We start from the raw sequence: 15,263 nt of genomic DNA on the forward strand, positions 1-15,263 counted from the left end.
CGCTGGTTATAGCCAGTACACAGCCATGTGGAACAGCCATCTCGCTAAGATGCCCATTTTAGGAGCGATTTTAGCGGCGCTGAAATCCAGTACTTACGAAGACTTAGGAGTGAAGGCTCTCCTGAACTCCTTAGTCGCAGTTAGTACTTAGTTCAGCAGAGCGTTGCGACGGGCACGTGTGAGATGGCTGTTCCACATGGCGTACGATTTGGATAAAAGAAAGGACACCAACATGGAAAATAATATGGTAAACGTATATTTTTTCGGTAAAAAATACAGCGTTCCCGGTGATCTGACCATTATGACAGCTATGGAATATGCCGGTTACACATTAAAAAGAGGATGCGGCTGCAGACACGGATTCTGCGGTGCCTGTGCGACCATCTACAGGATCAAGGGACAGAATGAGCTGAAAACCTGTCTCGCCTGTCAGACACAGGTGCAGGAGGGAATGTATGTGGCAAGTATCCCGTTCTTCCCTACAGACAAGAGACTTTATAATATAGAAGATCTTAAGCCGAACCAGCAGGTAATGATGGAGCTTTATCCGGAGATCTACAGCTGCATCGGATGCAATGCCTGCACAAAGGCCTGTACACAGGACTTAAATGTCATGCAGTATATTGCATATGCGCAGAGAGGCGAGCTTGAAAAATGTGCAGAGGAATCCTTTGACTGCGTAAGCTGCGGCTGCTGTTCCGTAAGATGTCCGGCAGGAATTTCCCATCCGATGGTAGGCCTTCTGGCAAGACGTCTCACCGGAAAATATATTGCGCCGAAAAGCGAGCATCTGGAGAAACGTGTGGAAGAGATCCACGAGGGCAAATTTGACGATATGATCGAGAAGATCATGCAGAAGCCGATCACAGAGATGCAGGAACTTTACAACAGCAGAGAAATCGAGAAGTAGGAGGGCGTAAAACATGTATGCACCATATCCAGAAAATATGATGGAATCCATCAAAAAGGTAGAGGCTACAAGAGCGGAGCGTATGGCAACAGAGCCAAGACGTCTGAGTGCAGATGAGAAAGATGCTCTTCTCAAAAAATTCCATCCGGACTATAACCCGGATGCATTTGCAGAGATTAAGGTAGGACCGAACAAGGGACAGAAAGCACCACTGGAACTGACAAAAATGCTCCATTCAGAAAGCCGTCTGCTCAACGAAAAAATCGATCTTACAAAAATCGATTATGATGTAGATGTACTGATCATCGGCGGTGGTGGAGCAGGCTCTTCCTGTGCCATCGAGGCCCACAACGCAGGTGCCAACGTTATGATCGTTACAAAACTCCGTATCGGTGATGCCAACACCATGATGGCAGAAGGCGGGATCCAGGCAGCAGATAAAGAAAATGATTCCCCGGTACAGCATTATCTGGACTGCTTTGGAGGCGGACATTTTGCCGCAAAACCGGAGCTTGTAAAAAGACTGGTAATGGAAGCACCGGATGCGATCAAATGGCTCAACGACCTTGGTGTTGAGTTTGATAAAGCAGAAGACGGAACCATGGTCACTACACATGGCGGCGGTACCTCCAGAAAGAGAATGCATGCTGCAAAGGATTATTCCGGATCAGAGATCATGCGTACTATCCGTGATGAGGTCTTAAATCTTAAGATCCCGGTAGTGGAATTTACATCCGCTGTAGAACTTCTGAAGGATGAAAAAGGTCAGACTGCCGGTGCAGTTCTTCTCAACATGGAAACCGGAGACTATTCCGTTGCAAGAGCAAAAACAGTTGTAATTGCAACCGGTGGTGCAGGAAGAATGCATTATCAGGGATTCCCGACCTCCAATCACTACGGAGCAACTGCTGACGGACTCGTGCTTGGATACAGAGCAGGCGCTTCCCTTCTTTACCAGGATTCTATCCAGTATCATCCAACAGGTGCGATCTATCCGTCACAGATCCTTGGTGCCCTGGTAACAGAGAAGGTTCGTTCCGTTGGTGCACAGCTTGTAAATGCAAACGGAGAGGCTTATATTCATCCGCTGGAAACCCGTGACGTAAATGCTTCCGGTGTTATCCGCGAGTGTGAGGAAGGCCGTGGCGTTGAAGTTCCAGGTGGACGAAAAGGTGTATGGCTGGATACTCCGATGATCGAGATCCTGGGCGGTGAGGGAACTATCGAAAAGAGGATCCCTGCCATGTTCCGTATGTACATGAATTACGGCATTGATATGAGAAAAGTCCCGATCGTGATCTACCCGACCCTTCATTATCAGAACGGTGGTCTTGAGATCAACGGAGACGGCTTTACAAAAGAAATCCCGAACCTTCTGGTTGCAGGAGAGGCAGCAGGCGGAATCCACGGAAGAAACCGACTGATGGGCAACTCTCTTCTTGATGTAATTGTATTCGGACGAAATGCAGGTAAAAAAGCAGCTGCCAAATGCAAAGAGGTAGAGCTTGGCACTATGAATCTGGATCATATCAGAAAATATGAAGAGGAACTGAAAAATGCAGGAGTTGATACAGGAGACGTATCTCCTATGCTTCTGCCGAAATATGCCCGCCACGAACGTTAACAATATGTTATGATAATAAAAACATATGAGATAAGCGAAAGGAGTCTATTATGAGAGAAATCGAAGTAAACAGACTTACAGAGATTATCGAAAAACTCTGTATCGAAGCCAATGAACATCTCCCGGAAGATGTGAAGGATGCTATCAAAACCTGCCGTGCCTGCGAGGACGGCGAGATCGCAAAAGGTGTCCTTGATAACATTATCGAGAATTTTGATATTGCGGACAGTGAGAATGTTCCGATCTGTCAGGATACCGGAATGGCATGCGTATTCCTTGAAATTGGCCAGGATGTCCACTTTACAGGCGGAGATTTAAATGATGCCATCAATGAAGGTGTACGCCGCGGATACGATAAAGGTTACCTGAGAAAATCCGTTGTCAAGGATCCGGTACGCCGTGGAAACACAGGTGACAATACACCGGCTATGATCTATACAGAGATCGTTCCTGGAGATCAGGTGAAAGTAACTGTAGGACCAAAAGGCTTCGGAAGCGAGAATATGAGCCAGATCCGTATGTTCAAGCCATCTGCAGGCCTTCAGGGAATCAAGGATTTCATTCTTGAGGTTGTAGAAACTGCAGGTCCGAACCCATGTCCGCCTATGGTAGTTGGTGTTGGTATCGGAGGAACTTTTGACAAATGTGCACTTCTTGCAAAGAAAGCGCTGATGCGTCCTCTGAATACAGAGAACCCGGATCCTTACTATGCAGATCTTGAGAAAGAGATGCTGGAGAAGATCAACAAGCTTGGTATCGGACCTCAGGGCTTTGGCGGAAAGACCACAGCTATCGGTCTGAACATTGAGACTATGCCTACTCATATCGCAGGTATGCCATGTGCAGTTAACATCAACTGCCATGTAACACGTCATAAAACGGAGGTGCTTTAATATGGAAAGAAGAAAGATCACACTGCCTCTGACAAGAGAGCTGGCAAGAACTCTCCATGCAGGCGACCAGGTTTTACTGACAGGAACCATCTATACATCCCGTGATGCAGGTCACAAGAGAATGTGCGAGGCCCTTGCAAAAGGAGAAAAGATTCCTTTTGATCCTACAGATGCTACTATTTACTATGTAGGTCCGACTCCGGCAAAACCAGGCGAAGTCATCGGCTCCGCAGGCCCTACAACCAGCGGCCGTATGGATGCCTATGCACCGACTATGATGTCCGTAGGCGCCAGAGGAATGATCGGAAAAGGTGCCCGCCTTCCGGAAGTCGTAGATGCAATGAAAAAATATGACGGCGTATATTTCGGAGCCATCGGCGGTGCAGGTGCACTTCTTGCAAAATGCATCAAAAAAGCAGAGCTTATCGCTTACGAAGACCTCGGAGCAGAAGCACTCCGCAAGCTTTATGTGGAAGACATGCCGCTTGTAGTCATCATTGACAGCGAGGGAAATAACCTCTACGAAGAGGGGCGTGCAGAGTACCTGAAAGACCATGCAGAATAATCTTTTGCTCTACAATATGATATTGTGATATATTTCAAAAAGGAATAAAAAAAGGATAAAAGTCCGACAGTAAATGCTGAAAATCCGTGCAGAAGCATTTATTGTTGGGCTTTTTAATTTTATCATTTCACTTTCAATTTAATCATTCTTGAGAAAATGATCAAATTAAAGTTGACAATGATAAGATTGATTTATATACTTGAAGTAAATAAAATCGAAAAAAGAGTGATAAAGAAGGTGATGAAAAATATATGAGACAGTTTGATTATCGGGAAAAGTGGAAAAATCTGTTGACTCCTGAAATTGTATCTTACCTGACACAGATACATGAATTTAAAGGAGAACAAACTCTTTTTATTGAGGCCAAAGCAGATACTCTTACACAATTAGTTGAAATCGCCAAGATTCAAAGTACGGAAAGTTCCAATAAAATAGAAGGTATTTATACATCAGATATCAGATTGCGGGAATTGGTAAAAGACAAAACAAGGCCAAGGACAAGAAATGAACAGGAAATTGCCGGATACAGAGATGTATTGAATACAATTCATGAAAGTCATGACCATATCCCACCAAAGTCTGCGATTATTTTACAGCTCCACAGAGATTTGTATAAATTTGAAAGCTACAATATTGGAGGGAAATATAAAACTGCGGATAATATAATTGAGGAAGAAGATTCCCGGGGAATAAAAAAAATACGGTTTAAACCAGTACCGGCCTGGGAAACACCGGAAGCAATGGAAGAACTATGCAGAGCATTTGAAGAGGCAATGGCAACAGGAGAAATAGATCCACTTCTTTTGATTCCAATGTTTATTCTGGATTTCCTATGCATACATCCGTTTAATGATGGAAAGGTAACATTGAGATACCAGCAAAATGTGGCATAACAGCGGCAAACTTGCTTTGTATATAAAATTTAATAGTGTATAAGCCAAAGGGCGTTTCACTTTTATAGGTGGGCGCCCTTTTTTCATACCTATTTTCAAGAGAAAGGAGATCCCCATGGAATTAAACGAAATGGAAAAAAAGCTGCTCTTTCAGGTGGAGGGCGATTATCAGACAAAGATCCTGAATGAACTTTATATGACCGTGAGGTATTCAAATAATTCCGAGCAGCGGGAGGCGGCAGAAGGTCTTATGGCAAAACTTCGTGTTCTGTCAAATGCAGAGTGCATGGACTTGGTAAAAGATATTCAGAAGAATTACCGTCTGCCCTATCCAGCCCGGACGATTGGAGAAAAGATCGCCGAGGCCAGACAGCAATCAGGTGCAGAAAAATTGAAGGGGCATGACATCATGGCGCTTGAACGCTTTGACCCGGAGGTAAGGCACATGATCGTTTTTGATGTATTGTCTTACGATTCCCCTGTTGGCGACAAAGGCGATAAGATGCGCTTGTTCCTTACAGATACCGGCTATCAGAAATTTTTAGAGAGTCAGGAACGGGGCGAAGTGAAACTGAAAAACCATGCGAAGGTCTCTGGCGGCCATCTCCATTATGACCACAGGGATCATGTCTTGTAACGGAATAGTCGAAGAAAGGAGGCGATACAATGGCAGTATTCCGTGTAGAGAAAACAAAGGACTTTACGATAATGAGCAATCACCATCTGCGCAATACGGAGTTGTCCTTAAAGGCAAAGGGGCTTTTATCACTTATGTTGTCGCTGCCGGAAGATTGGGATTATACCACAAAGGGACTCGCCCATATCTGCAAGGATGGTGTGGATTCTATCACTACTGCCCTGAAGGAACTGGAGCGGCATGGTTATCTCACCAGACAGCGCCTCCGCTATGATAACGGGCAGTTGGGAGACATTGAATATACGATCCATGAGCAGCCTGTAAGTACCGAAAACACAGGGCTTTCACCTAAACGGGAAAATCCAAGACAGGTAAAACCTGAACAGGCAAAACCTAAACAGGCGGAACCTGAACAGGAAAATCCGGCACAATTAAATACTAATCCATTAAAAACAAAAAAATCAAAAAAAGATAAATCAATAACTTATCCATCAATCTATCCAGCAGAGCCGGAAGCGGCAAGCCGCACGGATGGGATGGATCGGATAGAGCTGATAGAAGCCTATCGTGAAATCATCAAAGAAAATATCGAATATGACTTACTGGTCTTACGGTATGGCAGGGAACGTCTGGACGAAGCCCTTGAACTTATGCTTGAAGTGATTTTGTCTAAACGCCCTTACATTCGCATTGCCGGAGATGATTTTCCGAGGGAGATCGTCAAGAGCCGGTTCCTGAAGATCAATTCCGGTCACTTAGAGTATGTCTTTGACTGTATCGACAAGAACACGACGAAGGTTGGAAACATCAAAGCCTACCTGTTAACGGCGCTGTATAATGCCCCGGCTACAATGGACAGCTATTACCGTGCCGAGGTCAATCACGACCTGTACGGCTGTTAGACACCTTTGGGTGTCTTTTTTCATTTCATCACAGGAAGGAGGCAAAGCACAATGAAAAGAAACACTGTGCCGGTACTATGCCCGGCGTAACCAAAGAACAGATTCAGGCAGCGCGGGAAGCTGACTTGTTTACTTACCTGCAATTCCATGAACCCGGCGTGCTGAAACGGGATGGACCTAATTTCCGGCATAAGGAGCATGACAGTCTGGTATATGTGACCGGGAAAAGGTACTGGTACTGGAACAGCCGTGGACGGAGTATCAATGCGCTGGACTACCTGATCCAGATTCGGGGATATGGTCTTGTGGATGCGGTTCATGCTCTGGTAGGTGGAGAAATCCGGCAGGAACCGGCCTACCGAAGTACGGCAGAAATACAGGTATCAAAGGAGCCGGAAAAGAAAGCATTCTCTCTCCCCTGGGCCAGACGTTGCGCGACCGCTGCGGTCTCCTATTTGCAGAAACGGGGGATCAGCTCAGAAGTCATTCGCCAGTGTTTACAAGCCGGGATTTTTTACGAAGCCCGGTATCATGGAGAACCGGTTTGTGTGTTTGTAGGGAAAGATGATTCCGGGAAAGCGAAGTTCGCCTGTATGCGCAGTATCGGCGGCAATCTCAAAAAGGATGTCTATGGCAGCGACAAAGGATATAACTTTTGTTATCCCCCGCAAAGTCCGGGCAGCCGGCATGTGGCAGTTTTTGAAGCTCCTATTGATGCGCTTTCCCATGCAACACTTCAAGAGTTGGAGGGATGGAAATGGAATGGTTATCGCTTGTCTTTGGGAGGTACTTCCCATGTGGCGCTGACTTCTTTCCTGGAACGCTACCCGGAGATCCGGCGTGTTACCCTTTATATGGACCGCGACCTTGCCGGATTTGTCAATGCTCGGAAAATCAAGACCATGCTCCACGAGGATAAACGTTTCCGTCATATCCGGGTAAGTGTCAACCCTCCCCGGATGGGAAAAGATTACAATGAGAAATTGCTGCAGGTTCGGGAACAACTGCAAACCAGCCAGCACCAACGCCGCCCAAAAGAGGCGGCTGTTTCAATTTAGGGAGGATTTCAACATGAATGGATCTCAACAGATCTGCTTTACAGACAGTGCCGGAAAAGCGCTGTTTTCCATTCCTGACAATGGTTTACTTTGTCTGTTCTATGGAAACGGGGACAGACACTTTGCTGTTTGCCATCGTCTGGATGATACCCATGCAGAAATTGACGGGGTAAATTATTCGCTGCCGGACTTTGCCAAAAGGATGAAACACAACCAGATCAGCTTTGCCCCGGCATAAGGCTGGAAAACAAATAACAGGAGGATTTGAAAATGAAAAAAATTGAAAATACCGCTTTGCAGATGATTGCCGAGGCTTCCCGGTGTCCAGACTACAGCCCCGATATGGTTAAATCGCTGATGAAAAAGCTGGACATGAACGAAAAGGGCTTTGCGCTTTTGATGAATGTTGCCCCATCCACAGTGCGTCTTTGGACCAGCGGAGCTGCACAGCCCTGCGGCACAGCAAAACGCCTCATGCAGATTTATGAAACCGGTCCGGAGATTGTCGGCAAGATTGCCGGCGGTCCGCTACCGGCAGATGGGAGGGATTGATGAATGACGGAGACAGATAGCCAGCCGATTGCGGAAAATGAGCAGGTCAAAGAACTGCTTGCTCTCCTAAAAGACAACAACACACCGGGATATGAAGAATTTTCCAAGCTGATCGAGCATGTGACCGGGATGGAGCAGCGTCTTTTGGAGGCAACCGAGGAATTAAAGGCAGTGCGTCAGGAAATGCAGGGATTACAGAACCATTCTCTGAAAGATGCTCTCCAAAAGAGCTATACAGCTATGGAGGCGAATATTTCCGTTATGCGTCACCGTCTTTCCGAACTCAAAGGCCAGATCATAAACGGGTGCAGGAATATCCTTGCCGATTTCAGGGAACGCGGTACTGTCGCTTTGAATGGGATCACACAGTTTTTACATGTCAGACCGGTGTTGGAGTCCATTCAAAGTGCAGCAGAAAAAAGTATGCAGGCCAGCAACAGGGCTGTTGCCAGAATTGATGCTTTCAGTACGGAATACCACGAAATGGGGCGGCATTTCAAAAATATGGGCCGTACCCTTCAAGGAAAACCTGCGGAGACAGACGCAAAAGAAAATGGGAAGATTGCCAGAGTGTTCAAAGGTGCTTTCAAAGTGGAGGGCGCCCTTATATCCTCCATTAACCGTAATGCGGAGTGGGCACTTAATACCCTTGCCCGGTTGGAACAGACTACGGAAAGGCGCCCTTCTGTTTTGGAAGCAATGCGGGAACAGGTAGCAAAAACGGAACCGGCAAAAAAGCAGCCGGCACCTTCCCATGATAAGGAAAGCCGGTAATTGTCAGGTTCACATGAAAGGAGGAATTTGATTGAATCAGGAACCACTACCGCAGATTCATTTGATCCGTGATACAGACTTATCCGTCTTTGCGTATGAGCTCCATATTTTTGCCGGAGATTTTCTTAGGGAATGCGAATTTAATATGCGTTCTCTGGTGACAAATACCGGGGCTGATTCCATTGCTATCATGGGGAAAAATCACATGTGGCTTTCCGACACCTTGTTTGCTTATTGTTCTACGGCGGACCTTCATCAAATGATCTCAACAACGGAGTTCATCGGAGCGAGGGCTTTCCTGTTTCATACGGATCGCAGCGAGGGCGGTCACTTGTACGGGGATGTCCTGATGATGGATTTAGACACGCTACGGCAGGATATAAAAAGAAATATCCTCTATCCTTGCGGCGTCAATATCGAACGCAAAGATGGTTCAGCGGCCACGGTCAGCCTGAAAGAATGGACTGAAATGGAGCTTTACGAAAAAGATGCTCTGAAAAGCTGGGGATTTTCTTATGCCACGAATCAAGTTACGGAATGGCAGTACCACTATTCCACGATGTTCAGACAGTGGATGGATCAGGCATTTCGTTATATGCCCCAGGATTTAGAAGAACGCCTGAATATGCAATATATGGAGGCAGCCCAGAACCCGGATATGGATAAGTACCGCATACCACAGGGAACGGCAAAACAGATGCTTCTTTATGACGAAGCCCCTGTGTATCGGCTTCTTCCAGCCGGTTCGGAGAAAATTGCGCCCATCGCAGCAGTCTCTACGGGCTTGTGGTATGAAAATTACCGGGAGTTTGCCATTGCACCGGAGGATTTAGGCGCTTTGGACAAACTGATCCGCAGGGAAACCGACCGGCTCACAGGAAACCTCCCACAACTTCACAAAGACGAAGAACGTCGCCCTGCCCCGGAACGATAAGAATTTTACACTGACTGGAGGTGATGAAGATTGGCAGGAGTGCATGAAGATTTCGGTGAAAAGATCGGCGGTGCGAAAAAAGACCTGTGGAAAGACCGCGGGCTGTATGCGGATGATCTGGAAGCCATGAATGAGCGCGAAGCCGAAAAATTTGTGAAAAAGGATAATGTCTGGAAAAAGCCGGACTATGCAGTCATGCTGGAGGAAGGGATTCCTCTTGGCGTGGTCTATTTTATCAAAAAAGCGAGGGACGGCTTAAACGCTTCCCCTCAGTATTACCGCACGGATGACACCCCGGAAAAACGGACCGCGAGACAAAAGGAATATATAAAAACAGTCCGGGAATTGCAGACAGTGCTTTCAGATGTCCGTACTGTGGAGGATGCTGCGAAAGCCTATGACCGCTTTTTCGTTGACAATGGATATTTAGAAAAAGTACAGGGCTGGGGCTGGGGAAGCGGAATCCACTACCGGGCAACGAAAAAGGGTCAGGACAATCCCGTGATCACAAACAAATTGTCCAATACCATGCTGATTCGCTCGGCTGAATATTTTGAGCGCAACTTTACTCAGAAAGCAAAAAAGGAACAGTTTTGTGTTTCCAAAGAGCAGAAAATACCGAAAGGTTATGCGATCCACTTCAACGACGGGAAACATACCTATTCTAAAAATGAGGACTGGAACCCCGGTACCTACTATGTGACAAAAGGCTATTCGATCCTGCGGACCAATTTTGAGACCAAAGAAGCTGCCCTGAAATGGGTGCAGGAACTTGCCAAAGGCAGGAACAAAAACGGAAAGATCCGGTTTGTCCCTCCCCAGCTCGCCCATGTCAAACGTACCGGGCCGGATTACCGGAATGGTGTGGAGATCACCGGACAGCATTATCTTGATACATTTGGGTTCCGCGGCGGCGAGTTTGGAAACTGGATGAACCAGAACGACCGTCAGACCTCCCTTAACATGGGATTTGAAGCACTAAAGGATCTGGCGTCAGCCCTTAAGATCAGCGATAAAGATATTGCTTATCAGGGTACGCTTGCTATCGCTTTTGGTGCAAGAGGCAGCGGCAATGCTGCGGCTCATTATGAACCTTTGCGTACAGTCATCAATCTTACGAAAATGCACGGGGCCGGTTCCCTGGCACATGAATGGTGGCATGGACTTGACGATTATCTTGGTACAAAGATGGGCACAAAAGGTATGCTGTCAGAACAGCCCCGCCTCTATGCGCCGTTCCAAAAACTCATTGACACCATGAAGTATAAACCGGAAACACCGGAACAGGCAGCAAAGCGCACGGAAGCACAAACAGAACGCACCCGGAAAAATGCGGCAAGCTGGCTGGATTCCTCGGTTCTTGCCTCTCTGAAACGGTATGGCAATAAGGAACAGATGGAAACCTACGCAGTCTTGCGGGAAGCATTTTTGTCCGGCGAACCCGGCTCTGTGGAACAGATCAGCGCATTTAAGAAGAATGTTACCGGCCGGGTAATTCCCAAAAGTGAACGGGAACGGCTGGAAATTTTTGAGCGTATGCTTTCCGGGATGCAGGCGCAGGAAGCTCCGCAGATTGGACGGACGGAAACTGATTTTTACCGTAATTCGGTACGCATGGGAAAAGAATGTGAAAAAGACGGCGGTTATTGGGACAGCAATGTGGAAATGACAGCCAGAGCCTTTGCCTGTTATATCAAGGACAAACTGCCCTACACATCGGATTATCTGGCAGGCCATGCCGACTGTGCCCTTACCCTGGTTTCCGGTAAAGACGGAGAAATGGAGGTATTGAAAGCCTTCCCTGTGGGGGAAGAACGCCGTGCGATCAACGCTGTTTTTGACGAGATCATTCAGGATTTGAAACGGGAACAGCTATTGACCCATGCCGATGTAACGTTTCCCCTCTCTGTTTCTGAACTTCGTGAGGCAGCGGACGGTCAGCTATCCATGTTCGGCGTCGGCCGTCCTTCCGTGATGGATCAGCTTGCGGCAAACAGACCGGCAGATAAAAAATCACCGGCACAGACGGTTTCCAGAAAAAACCATGAGCCGGAAATATAGCAGGAGGTGAACAGCATTTTGGAAGAAAACAGGGATTACCATGCCTACCGGTATGGCGACCACTTGACGCCGGGATCAGAGCTTAAAATTGAGCACAGCGTAGTTTGTGAAAATGTGGATATTTCTACACTGATCACAATGGGAACAGATAGCCTGGAAGCCATGCGCCAGGGAAGTATCGACGGGGAGCAGAAAGCCTATGAAATCGTGGTGGCTGCCGCAAAACAGTGGGAACAGCAGGCAGCGGCAACACAGACGATCAACCGGGCTTTGGAATATCTTCGTACACCGGAGATCGAACATACAGGCAACCAGTGGAAAGACACCGATAACTGGAGGGCAGATCAGAAAATCAGCAACCGGGTCTATCAGATGACCTGCAGTATTTGGGAAGATACGAAATATGACCGGGAAACCAAACAGAGTGTTCCGATTGCCTGGTATGTGACATGGGAAGTCCGTATTCATTCCCCGAAGCAGGGATATGGAGCAAAGATTGCCGGACAAAACCAGAAACGATATACAGATAAGAACGCAGCCATAAAATATCTGGACGGGCGAAAGAAAGCCTATTCCCATTTATTCACGGAAATTTCCCCGCCGATCCCGAAAGAATATGAGCACCATTTTATGGTTCACGGCACTCTTTTACCTGGCTATACGGTTGAAGGACTGGAACAGGCCAAAACGGAACATGCCGCCGCCGAGGTTTCGGAGGGCGGTATTTTTACACCCAAAAACCGGGAGAAGCCTTCCGTCCTGGGGAAGCTCTCTGTGGCAAAAACTCAGGAAAAAACGCCAACCGCTCCCGGTACGGCAATGAAAAAGAAGGAGGATATACAATTATGAAAGTGTTAATGGTAGAGCCGGGCAAGTCCCCTTATGCTGCGGAGATCGAAAGTGGTCTGAAATCCTTGCAGGCGGCAGTGGGCGGAGATATTCAAGCGGTCTATCCGTATGAGGACCCGGTGGCTCTGATCTGTAATGAAGAAGGCAAGCTGATGGGGCTGCCTCTGAACCGAGCTCTCTTTGACGATGACGGCCACATCTATGATATTGTGTCCGGGAATTTTCTGATCGTTGGTCTTGGTGAGGAAGATTTTACAGACCTTTCCCCGGACTTGATGGAGAAATACGGGGAGCAGTTCAAGTACCCTGAAAAATTTGCAAGGATTGCCGGCGAGATCATTGCAGTCAAGCAGCCTGCAACCAATGAACACCGGGAAAAACCGATGATGCACCATTCCGGCCCGGATTTGTAGAAAGAAAGGAGCCAATTATGTTAATGGCAGTAAATGAACCTTATGCCCTTATGGTGCAGCCGGACGATATTCTGATCTCTCCCCGTGAGGTAGATGAACATTTTGGGACGATGGTATGCTTCCATCCCCGCTATGCGCTGGGCGACCATCACAACTATATGGACAAAGACGACTTCCTGCGGGAAATGTATTTAGATACCGTAGGACATGATGAAGCTGGCATGAAACGCTATGAACGGATGGTAAACATTGTAAGCAGCCGTTTCCGGCATGGACCAAAGACAGAGGAACGGGCGATCGATGAAGCAATGCAGAAAGTAATTTCGGAAAAGTATCTGATGCTCCCCCTCTATCTCTACGACCACTCCGGTCTTGCCATGAGTACAGAAAGTTTCTCAGGCAGGGCTCCTCATGCAGAATGTGACAGCGGACAGGTCGGCTGGATCTATGTTTCCAAAGAATATGCCCTAAAGGAATTTGACGCTGACAAGATGACCGGTGCTATCCGTCAGAAAGCAGACGCACTGATGCGCAGCGAAGTCGCTGCTTACGATTCCTATCTGCGCGGCGAATGTTATGGGTTTGAGCTTTATAAAAACGGGGAGCTGTCGGATAGCTGCTGGGGCTTTATGGGTAACTTTTCCGATGTGTTGAAAGATATGGCTGAATACCTCCCGGATGAGTGCAAAGGGATGGTCGATCATCTGGAGGAACAGGAACGCCCGGCTACGATCATCAAGACGCTTTTGAAACACGCTAAAATTCAGGTCGATCAGGCAGCAAAAGCCTTTGAACACGCTTCCCGACAGCAGGTTCTTGGGGAAAGCCGGTAAAAAGTTATTTCCATATTATAAATACCGATTTTATCAGAAAGGAGGATGCTCTTGCAGGAAGATCTCGAACAACGAACGGTTTCTGTTTCTATACAGGCAGCAAAACTGTCAGGGCGGGTACTGCGTGCGGCTATTGCTGCGGTACTCCAAAAGATGGAACAGGAACGTACAATGCCAAGAGTCGGACGCAACAGTATGAAGCGGCTGACTTATAAAGACCCCGGAGCTAATACCATTGAAGTTTCAGGACGAATCCGCTCTTTTGAACGGTATGCCAGGAAACATCAGGTACGCTACCATATAGAAAAGGAACTTGGGACCGATCCCCCAAAATGGACGGTATATTTCAAGGCAAACCAGGCGGATGCACTGACGGCAGCATTTAAGGAATATACAAAGAAAGACCTTACACGCAGCACCAGACCGTCGCTGCTTACACAGCTTCATAAGTTCAAAGAACTGGCGCAGTCGCTTGGCCGTGACCGTGTAAAGAACAAAGAACACGGAGGACCGGAACGATGAAGATCGATGCAGAAACAATGAAAAAACAGGTCATTCTCCATCTGCCTTATGTTCTGTTCCTTCTGGTATTTGCCAAGCTGGGCGAGGCGGTGCGTCTGGCTCCCGGAGCAGACGCTTCCCAAAAGCTGTTAGGACTGTCCGAAGGCTTTGCCCTTGCGTTTCAGAGTATGTGGCCGGGGGCGGCAATGGACTGGCTGATCGGTTTATGCGGTGCAGCCATTATGCGGCTGGCAGTCTATCTTAGAGGGAAAGACGCTAAGAAATACCGCAAAAATGTGGAATACGGTTCAGCCCGTTGGGGAAATAAAACCGATATTGCCCCGTTTATGGACCCAAAGCCGGAAAACAATATCATTCTTACCCAAAGTGAAGGACTGATGTTAAACGGAAGGCCCAAAAATCCGGCCAATGCAAGAAATAAAAATGTACTGGTAGTCGGAGGATCAGGTTCGGGAAAAACGCGCTTTTTCATCAAGCCCAATCTGATGCAAATGCACAGTTCCTACGTCGTCACCGATCCGAAAGGTACAGTCCTTGTGGAATGCGGAAAGATGTTGCAGCGAGGCACACCAAAGCTGGACAAGGACGGAAATCCTGTGCGTAATGAAAAAGGAAAGATCATCTATGAGCCCTATAAAATACGGGTATTCAATACGATCAATTTCCAGAAAAGTATGCACTTTAACCCGTTCGCCTACATTCATTCCGAGAAAGATATTCTGAAGATCGTCACTACCCTGATCGCCAATACCAAAGGCGAAGGAAAAGCCGGAGACGATTTCTGGGTCAGTGCGACACGTTCGCAGGCGGTAAAAAGTCTGCGCACAGTGTTGGTTTATTAAA

At 47.3% G+C, this 15,263-nt stretch carries 17 protein-coding genes and 1 pseudogene; all 18 read left to right on the forward strand.

The window, feature by feature from the left end; genetic code table 11:
• The first annotated feature begins 196 nt into the window (after positions 1 to 196).
• Positions 197 to 910: a 2Fe-2S iron-sulfur cluster-binding protein gene (locus tag LI091_RS14635; protein WP_330383239.1), complete on the forward strand. Its 714-nt coding sequence runs from the start codon at positions 197 to 199 to the stop codon at positions 908 to 910.
• A 13-nt stretch (positions 911 to 923) separates the two neighbouring features.
• Positions 924 to 2,534, forward strand: a complete 1,611-nt coding sequence (locus LI091_RS14640; protein ID WP_022426050.1) for an FAD-dependent oxidoreductase — start codon at positions 924 to 926, stop codon at positions 2,532 to 2,534.
• Between the two features lie 50 nt (positions 2,535 to 2,584).
• On the forward strand, positions 2,585 to 3,427 hold the full coding sequence (locus LI091_RS14645; protein WP_015524694.1) for a fumarate hydratase: 843 nt from the start codon (positions 2,585 to 2,587) through the stop codon (positions 3,425 to 3,427).
• A gap of 1 nt (position 3,428) precedes the next feature.
• The gene (locus tag LI091_RS14650) at positions 3,429 to 3,992 is read left to right on the forward strand and encodes a Fe-S-containing hydro-lyase (RefSeq protein WP_022426051.1); all 564 of its coding nucleotides are present in this window, start codon (positions 3,429 to 3,431) and stop codon (positions 3,990 to 3,992) included.
• Between the two features lie 251 nt (positions 3,993 to 4,243).
• Entirely contained in the window at positions 4,244 to 4,885 is a 642-nt protein-coding gene (locus tag LI091_RS14655) for a Fic family protein (RefSeq protein WP_265191303.1), read from the forward strand.
• A gap of 115 nt (positions 4,886 to 5,000) precedes the next feature.
• A complete protein-coding gene (locus tag LI091_RS14660; protein ID WP_097782017.1) occupies positions 5,001 to 5,522 on the forward strand; it encodes a DUF5720 family protein in 522 nt (173 codons plus the stop codon).
• Positions 5,523 to 5,551: 29 nt separating this feature from the next.
• Positions 5,552 to 6,424 carry a helix-turn-helix domain-containing protein gene (locus LI091_RS14665; RefSeq protein WP_265191304.1) on the forward strand — a complete coding sequence of 291 codons (873 nt, stop codon included), beginning with the start codon at positions 5,552 to 5,554 and terminating at the stop codon, positions 6,422 to 6,424.
• A 125-nt stretch (positions 6,425 to 6,549) separates the two neighbouring features.
• Positions 6,550 to 7,482, forward strand: coding sequence for a DUF3991 and toprim domain-containing protein (locus LI091_RS14670; RefSeq protein ID WP_265191305.1), 933 nt, complete (start codon positions 6,550 to 6,552; stop codon positions 7,480 to 7,482).
• Positions 7,483 to 7,495: 13 nt separating this feature from the next.
• On the forward strand, positions 7,496 to 7,720 hold the full coding sequence (locus LI091_RS14675) for a hypothetical protein (RefSeq protein ID WP_029731778.1): 225 nt from the start codon (positions 7,496 to 7,498) through the stop codon (positions 7,718 to 7,720).
• 32 nt (positions 7,721 to 7,752) lie between these two features.
• Positions 7,753 to 8,034, forward strand: coding sequence for a helix-turn-helix domain-containing protein (locus tag LI091_RS14680; RefSeq protein ID WP_097782014.1), 282 nt, complete (start codon positions 7,753 to 7,755; stop codon positions 8,032 to 8,034).
• A gap of 3 nt (positions 8,035 to 8,037) precedes the next feature.
• Positions 8,038 to 8,808: a DUF6674 family protein gene (locus LI091_RS14685; protein WP_097782013.1), complete on the forward strand. Its 771-nt coding sequence runs from the start codon at positions 8,038 to 8,040 to the stop codon at positions 8,806 to 8,808.
• A 31-nt stretch (positions 8,809 to 8,839) separates the two neighbouring features.
• Complete coding sequence (locus LI091_RS14690) at positions 8,840 to 9,742, forward strand: hypothetical protein (protein ID WP_154255829.1); 903 nt, start codon at positions 8,840 to 8,842, stop codon at positions 9,740 to 9,742.
• A gap of 126 nt (positions 9,743 to 9,868) precedes the next feature.
• Complete coding sequence (locus LI091_RS14695) at positions 9,869 to 11,803, forward strand: LPD1 domain-containing protein (protein WP_242959953.1); 1,935 nt, start codon at positions 9,869 to 9,871, stop codon at positions 11,801 to 11,803.
• Between the two features lie 18 nt (positions 11,804 to 11,821).
• Complete coding sequence (locus LI091_RS14700) at positions 11,822 to 12,652, forward strand: hypothetical protein (RefSeq protein ID WP_097782010.1); 831 nt, start codon at positions 11,822 to 11,824, stop codon at positions 12,650 to 12,652.
• On the forward strand, positions 12,649 to 13,065 hold the full coding sequence (locus LI091_RS14705; RefSeq protein WP_029731783.1) for a DUF3846 domain-containing protein: 417 nt from the start codon (positions 12,649 to 12,651) through the stop codon (positions 13,063 to 13,065). Before LI091_RS14700 ends, LI091_RS14705 begins: the two co-directional genes overlap by 4 nt.
• 23 nt (positions 13,066 to 13,088) lie before the next feature.
• A complete protein-coding gene (locus tag LI091_RS14710) occupies positions 13,089 to 13,898 on the forward strand; it encodes a hypothetical protein (RefSeq protein ID WP_243880042.1) in 810 nt (269 codons plus the stop codon).
• Between the two features lie 45 nt (positions 13,899 to 13,943).
• Entirely contained in the window at positions 13,944 to 14,420 is a 477-nt protein-coding gene (locus LI091_RS14715) for a PcfB family protein (RefSeq protein ID WP_227274987.1), read from the forward strand.
• Positions 14,417 to 15,214: pseudogene (locus LI091_RS14720) on the forward strand (type IV secretory system conjugative DNA transfer family protein); the annotation flags it as partial. The gene LI091_RS14715 and the pseudogene LI091_RS14720, both read left to right, overlap by 4 nt.
• Positions 15,215 to 15,263: the final 49 nt, after the last annotated feature.

This window comes from Blautia sp. MSK20_18 (assembly GCF_020553125.1).
Lineage (GTDB): Bacteria > Bacillota > Clostridia > Lachnospirales > Lachnospiraceae > Blautia_A > Blautia_A fusiformis.

Coding starts and splice junctions, on each gene's coding strand:
- LI091_RS14635 (WP_330383239.1), top strand. CDS start 197: ATGGCGTACGATTTGGATAAAAGAAAGGACACCAACATGGAAAATAAT.
- LI091_RS14640 (WP_022426050.1), top strand. CDS start 924: ATGTATGCACCATATCCAGAAAATATGATGGAATCCATCAAAAAGGTA.
- LI091_RS14645 (WP_015524694.1), top strand. CDS start 2,585: ATGAGAGAAATCGAAGTAAACAGACTTACAGAGATTATCGAAAAACTC.
- LI091_RS14650 (WP_022426051.1), top strand. CDS start 3,429: ATGGAAAGAAGAAAGATCACACTGCCTCTGACAAGAGAGCTGGCAAGA.
- LI091_RS14655 (WP_265191303.1), top strand. CDS start 4,244: ATGAGACAGTTTGATTATCGGGAAAAGTGGAAAAATCTGTTGACTCCT.
- LI091_RS14660 (WP_097782017.1), top strand. CDS start 5,001: ATGGAATTAAACGAAATGGAAAAAAAGCTGCTCTTTCAGGTGGAGGGC.
- LI091_RS14665 (WP_265191304.1), top strand. CDS start 5,552: ATGGCAGTATTCCGTGTAGAGAAAACAAAGGACTTTACGATAATGAGC.
- LI091_RS14675 (WP_029731778.1), top strand. CDS start 7,496: ATGAATGGATCTCAACAGATCTGCTTTACAGACAGTGCCGGAAAAGCG.
- LI091_RS14680 (WP_097782014.1), top strand. CDS start 7,753: ATGAAAAAAATTGAAAATACCGCTTTGCAGATGATTGCCGAGGCTTCC.
- LI091_RS14685 (WP_097782013.1), top strand. CDS start 8,038: ATGACGGAGACAGATAGCCAGCCGATTGCGGAAAATGAGCAGGTCAAA.
- LI091_RS14695 (WP_242959953.1), top strand. CDS start 9,869: ATGAATGAGCGCGAAGCCGAAAAATTTGTGAAAAAGGATAATGTCTGG.
- LI091_RS14705 (WP_029731783.1), top strand. CDS start 12,649: ATGAAAGTGTTAATGGTAGAGCCGGGCAAGTCCCCTTATGCTGCGGAG.
- LI091_RS14710 (WP_243880042.1), top strand. CDS start 13,089: ATGGCAGTAAATGAACCTTATGCCCTTATGGTGCAGCCGGACGATATT.
- LI091_RS14715 (WP_227274987.1), top strand. CDS start 13,944: ATGCTCTTGCAGGAAGATCTCGAACAACGAACGGTTTCTGTTTCTATA.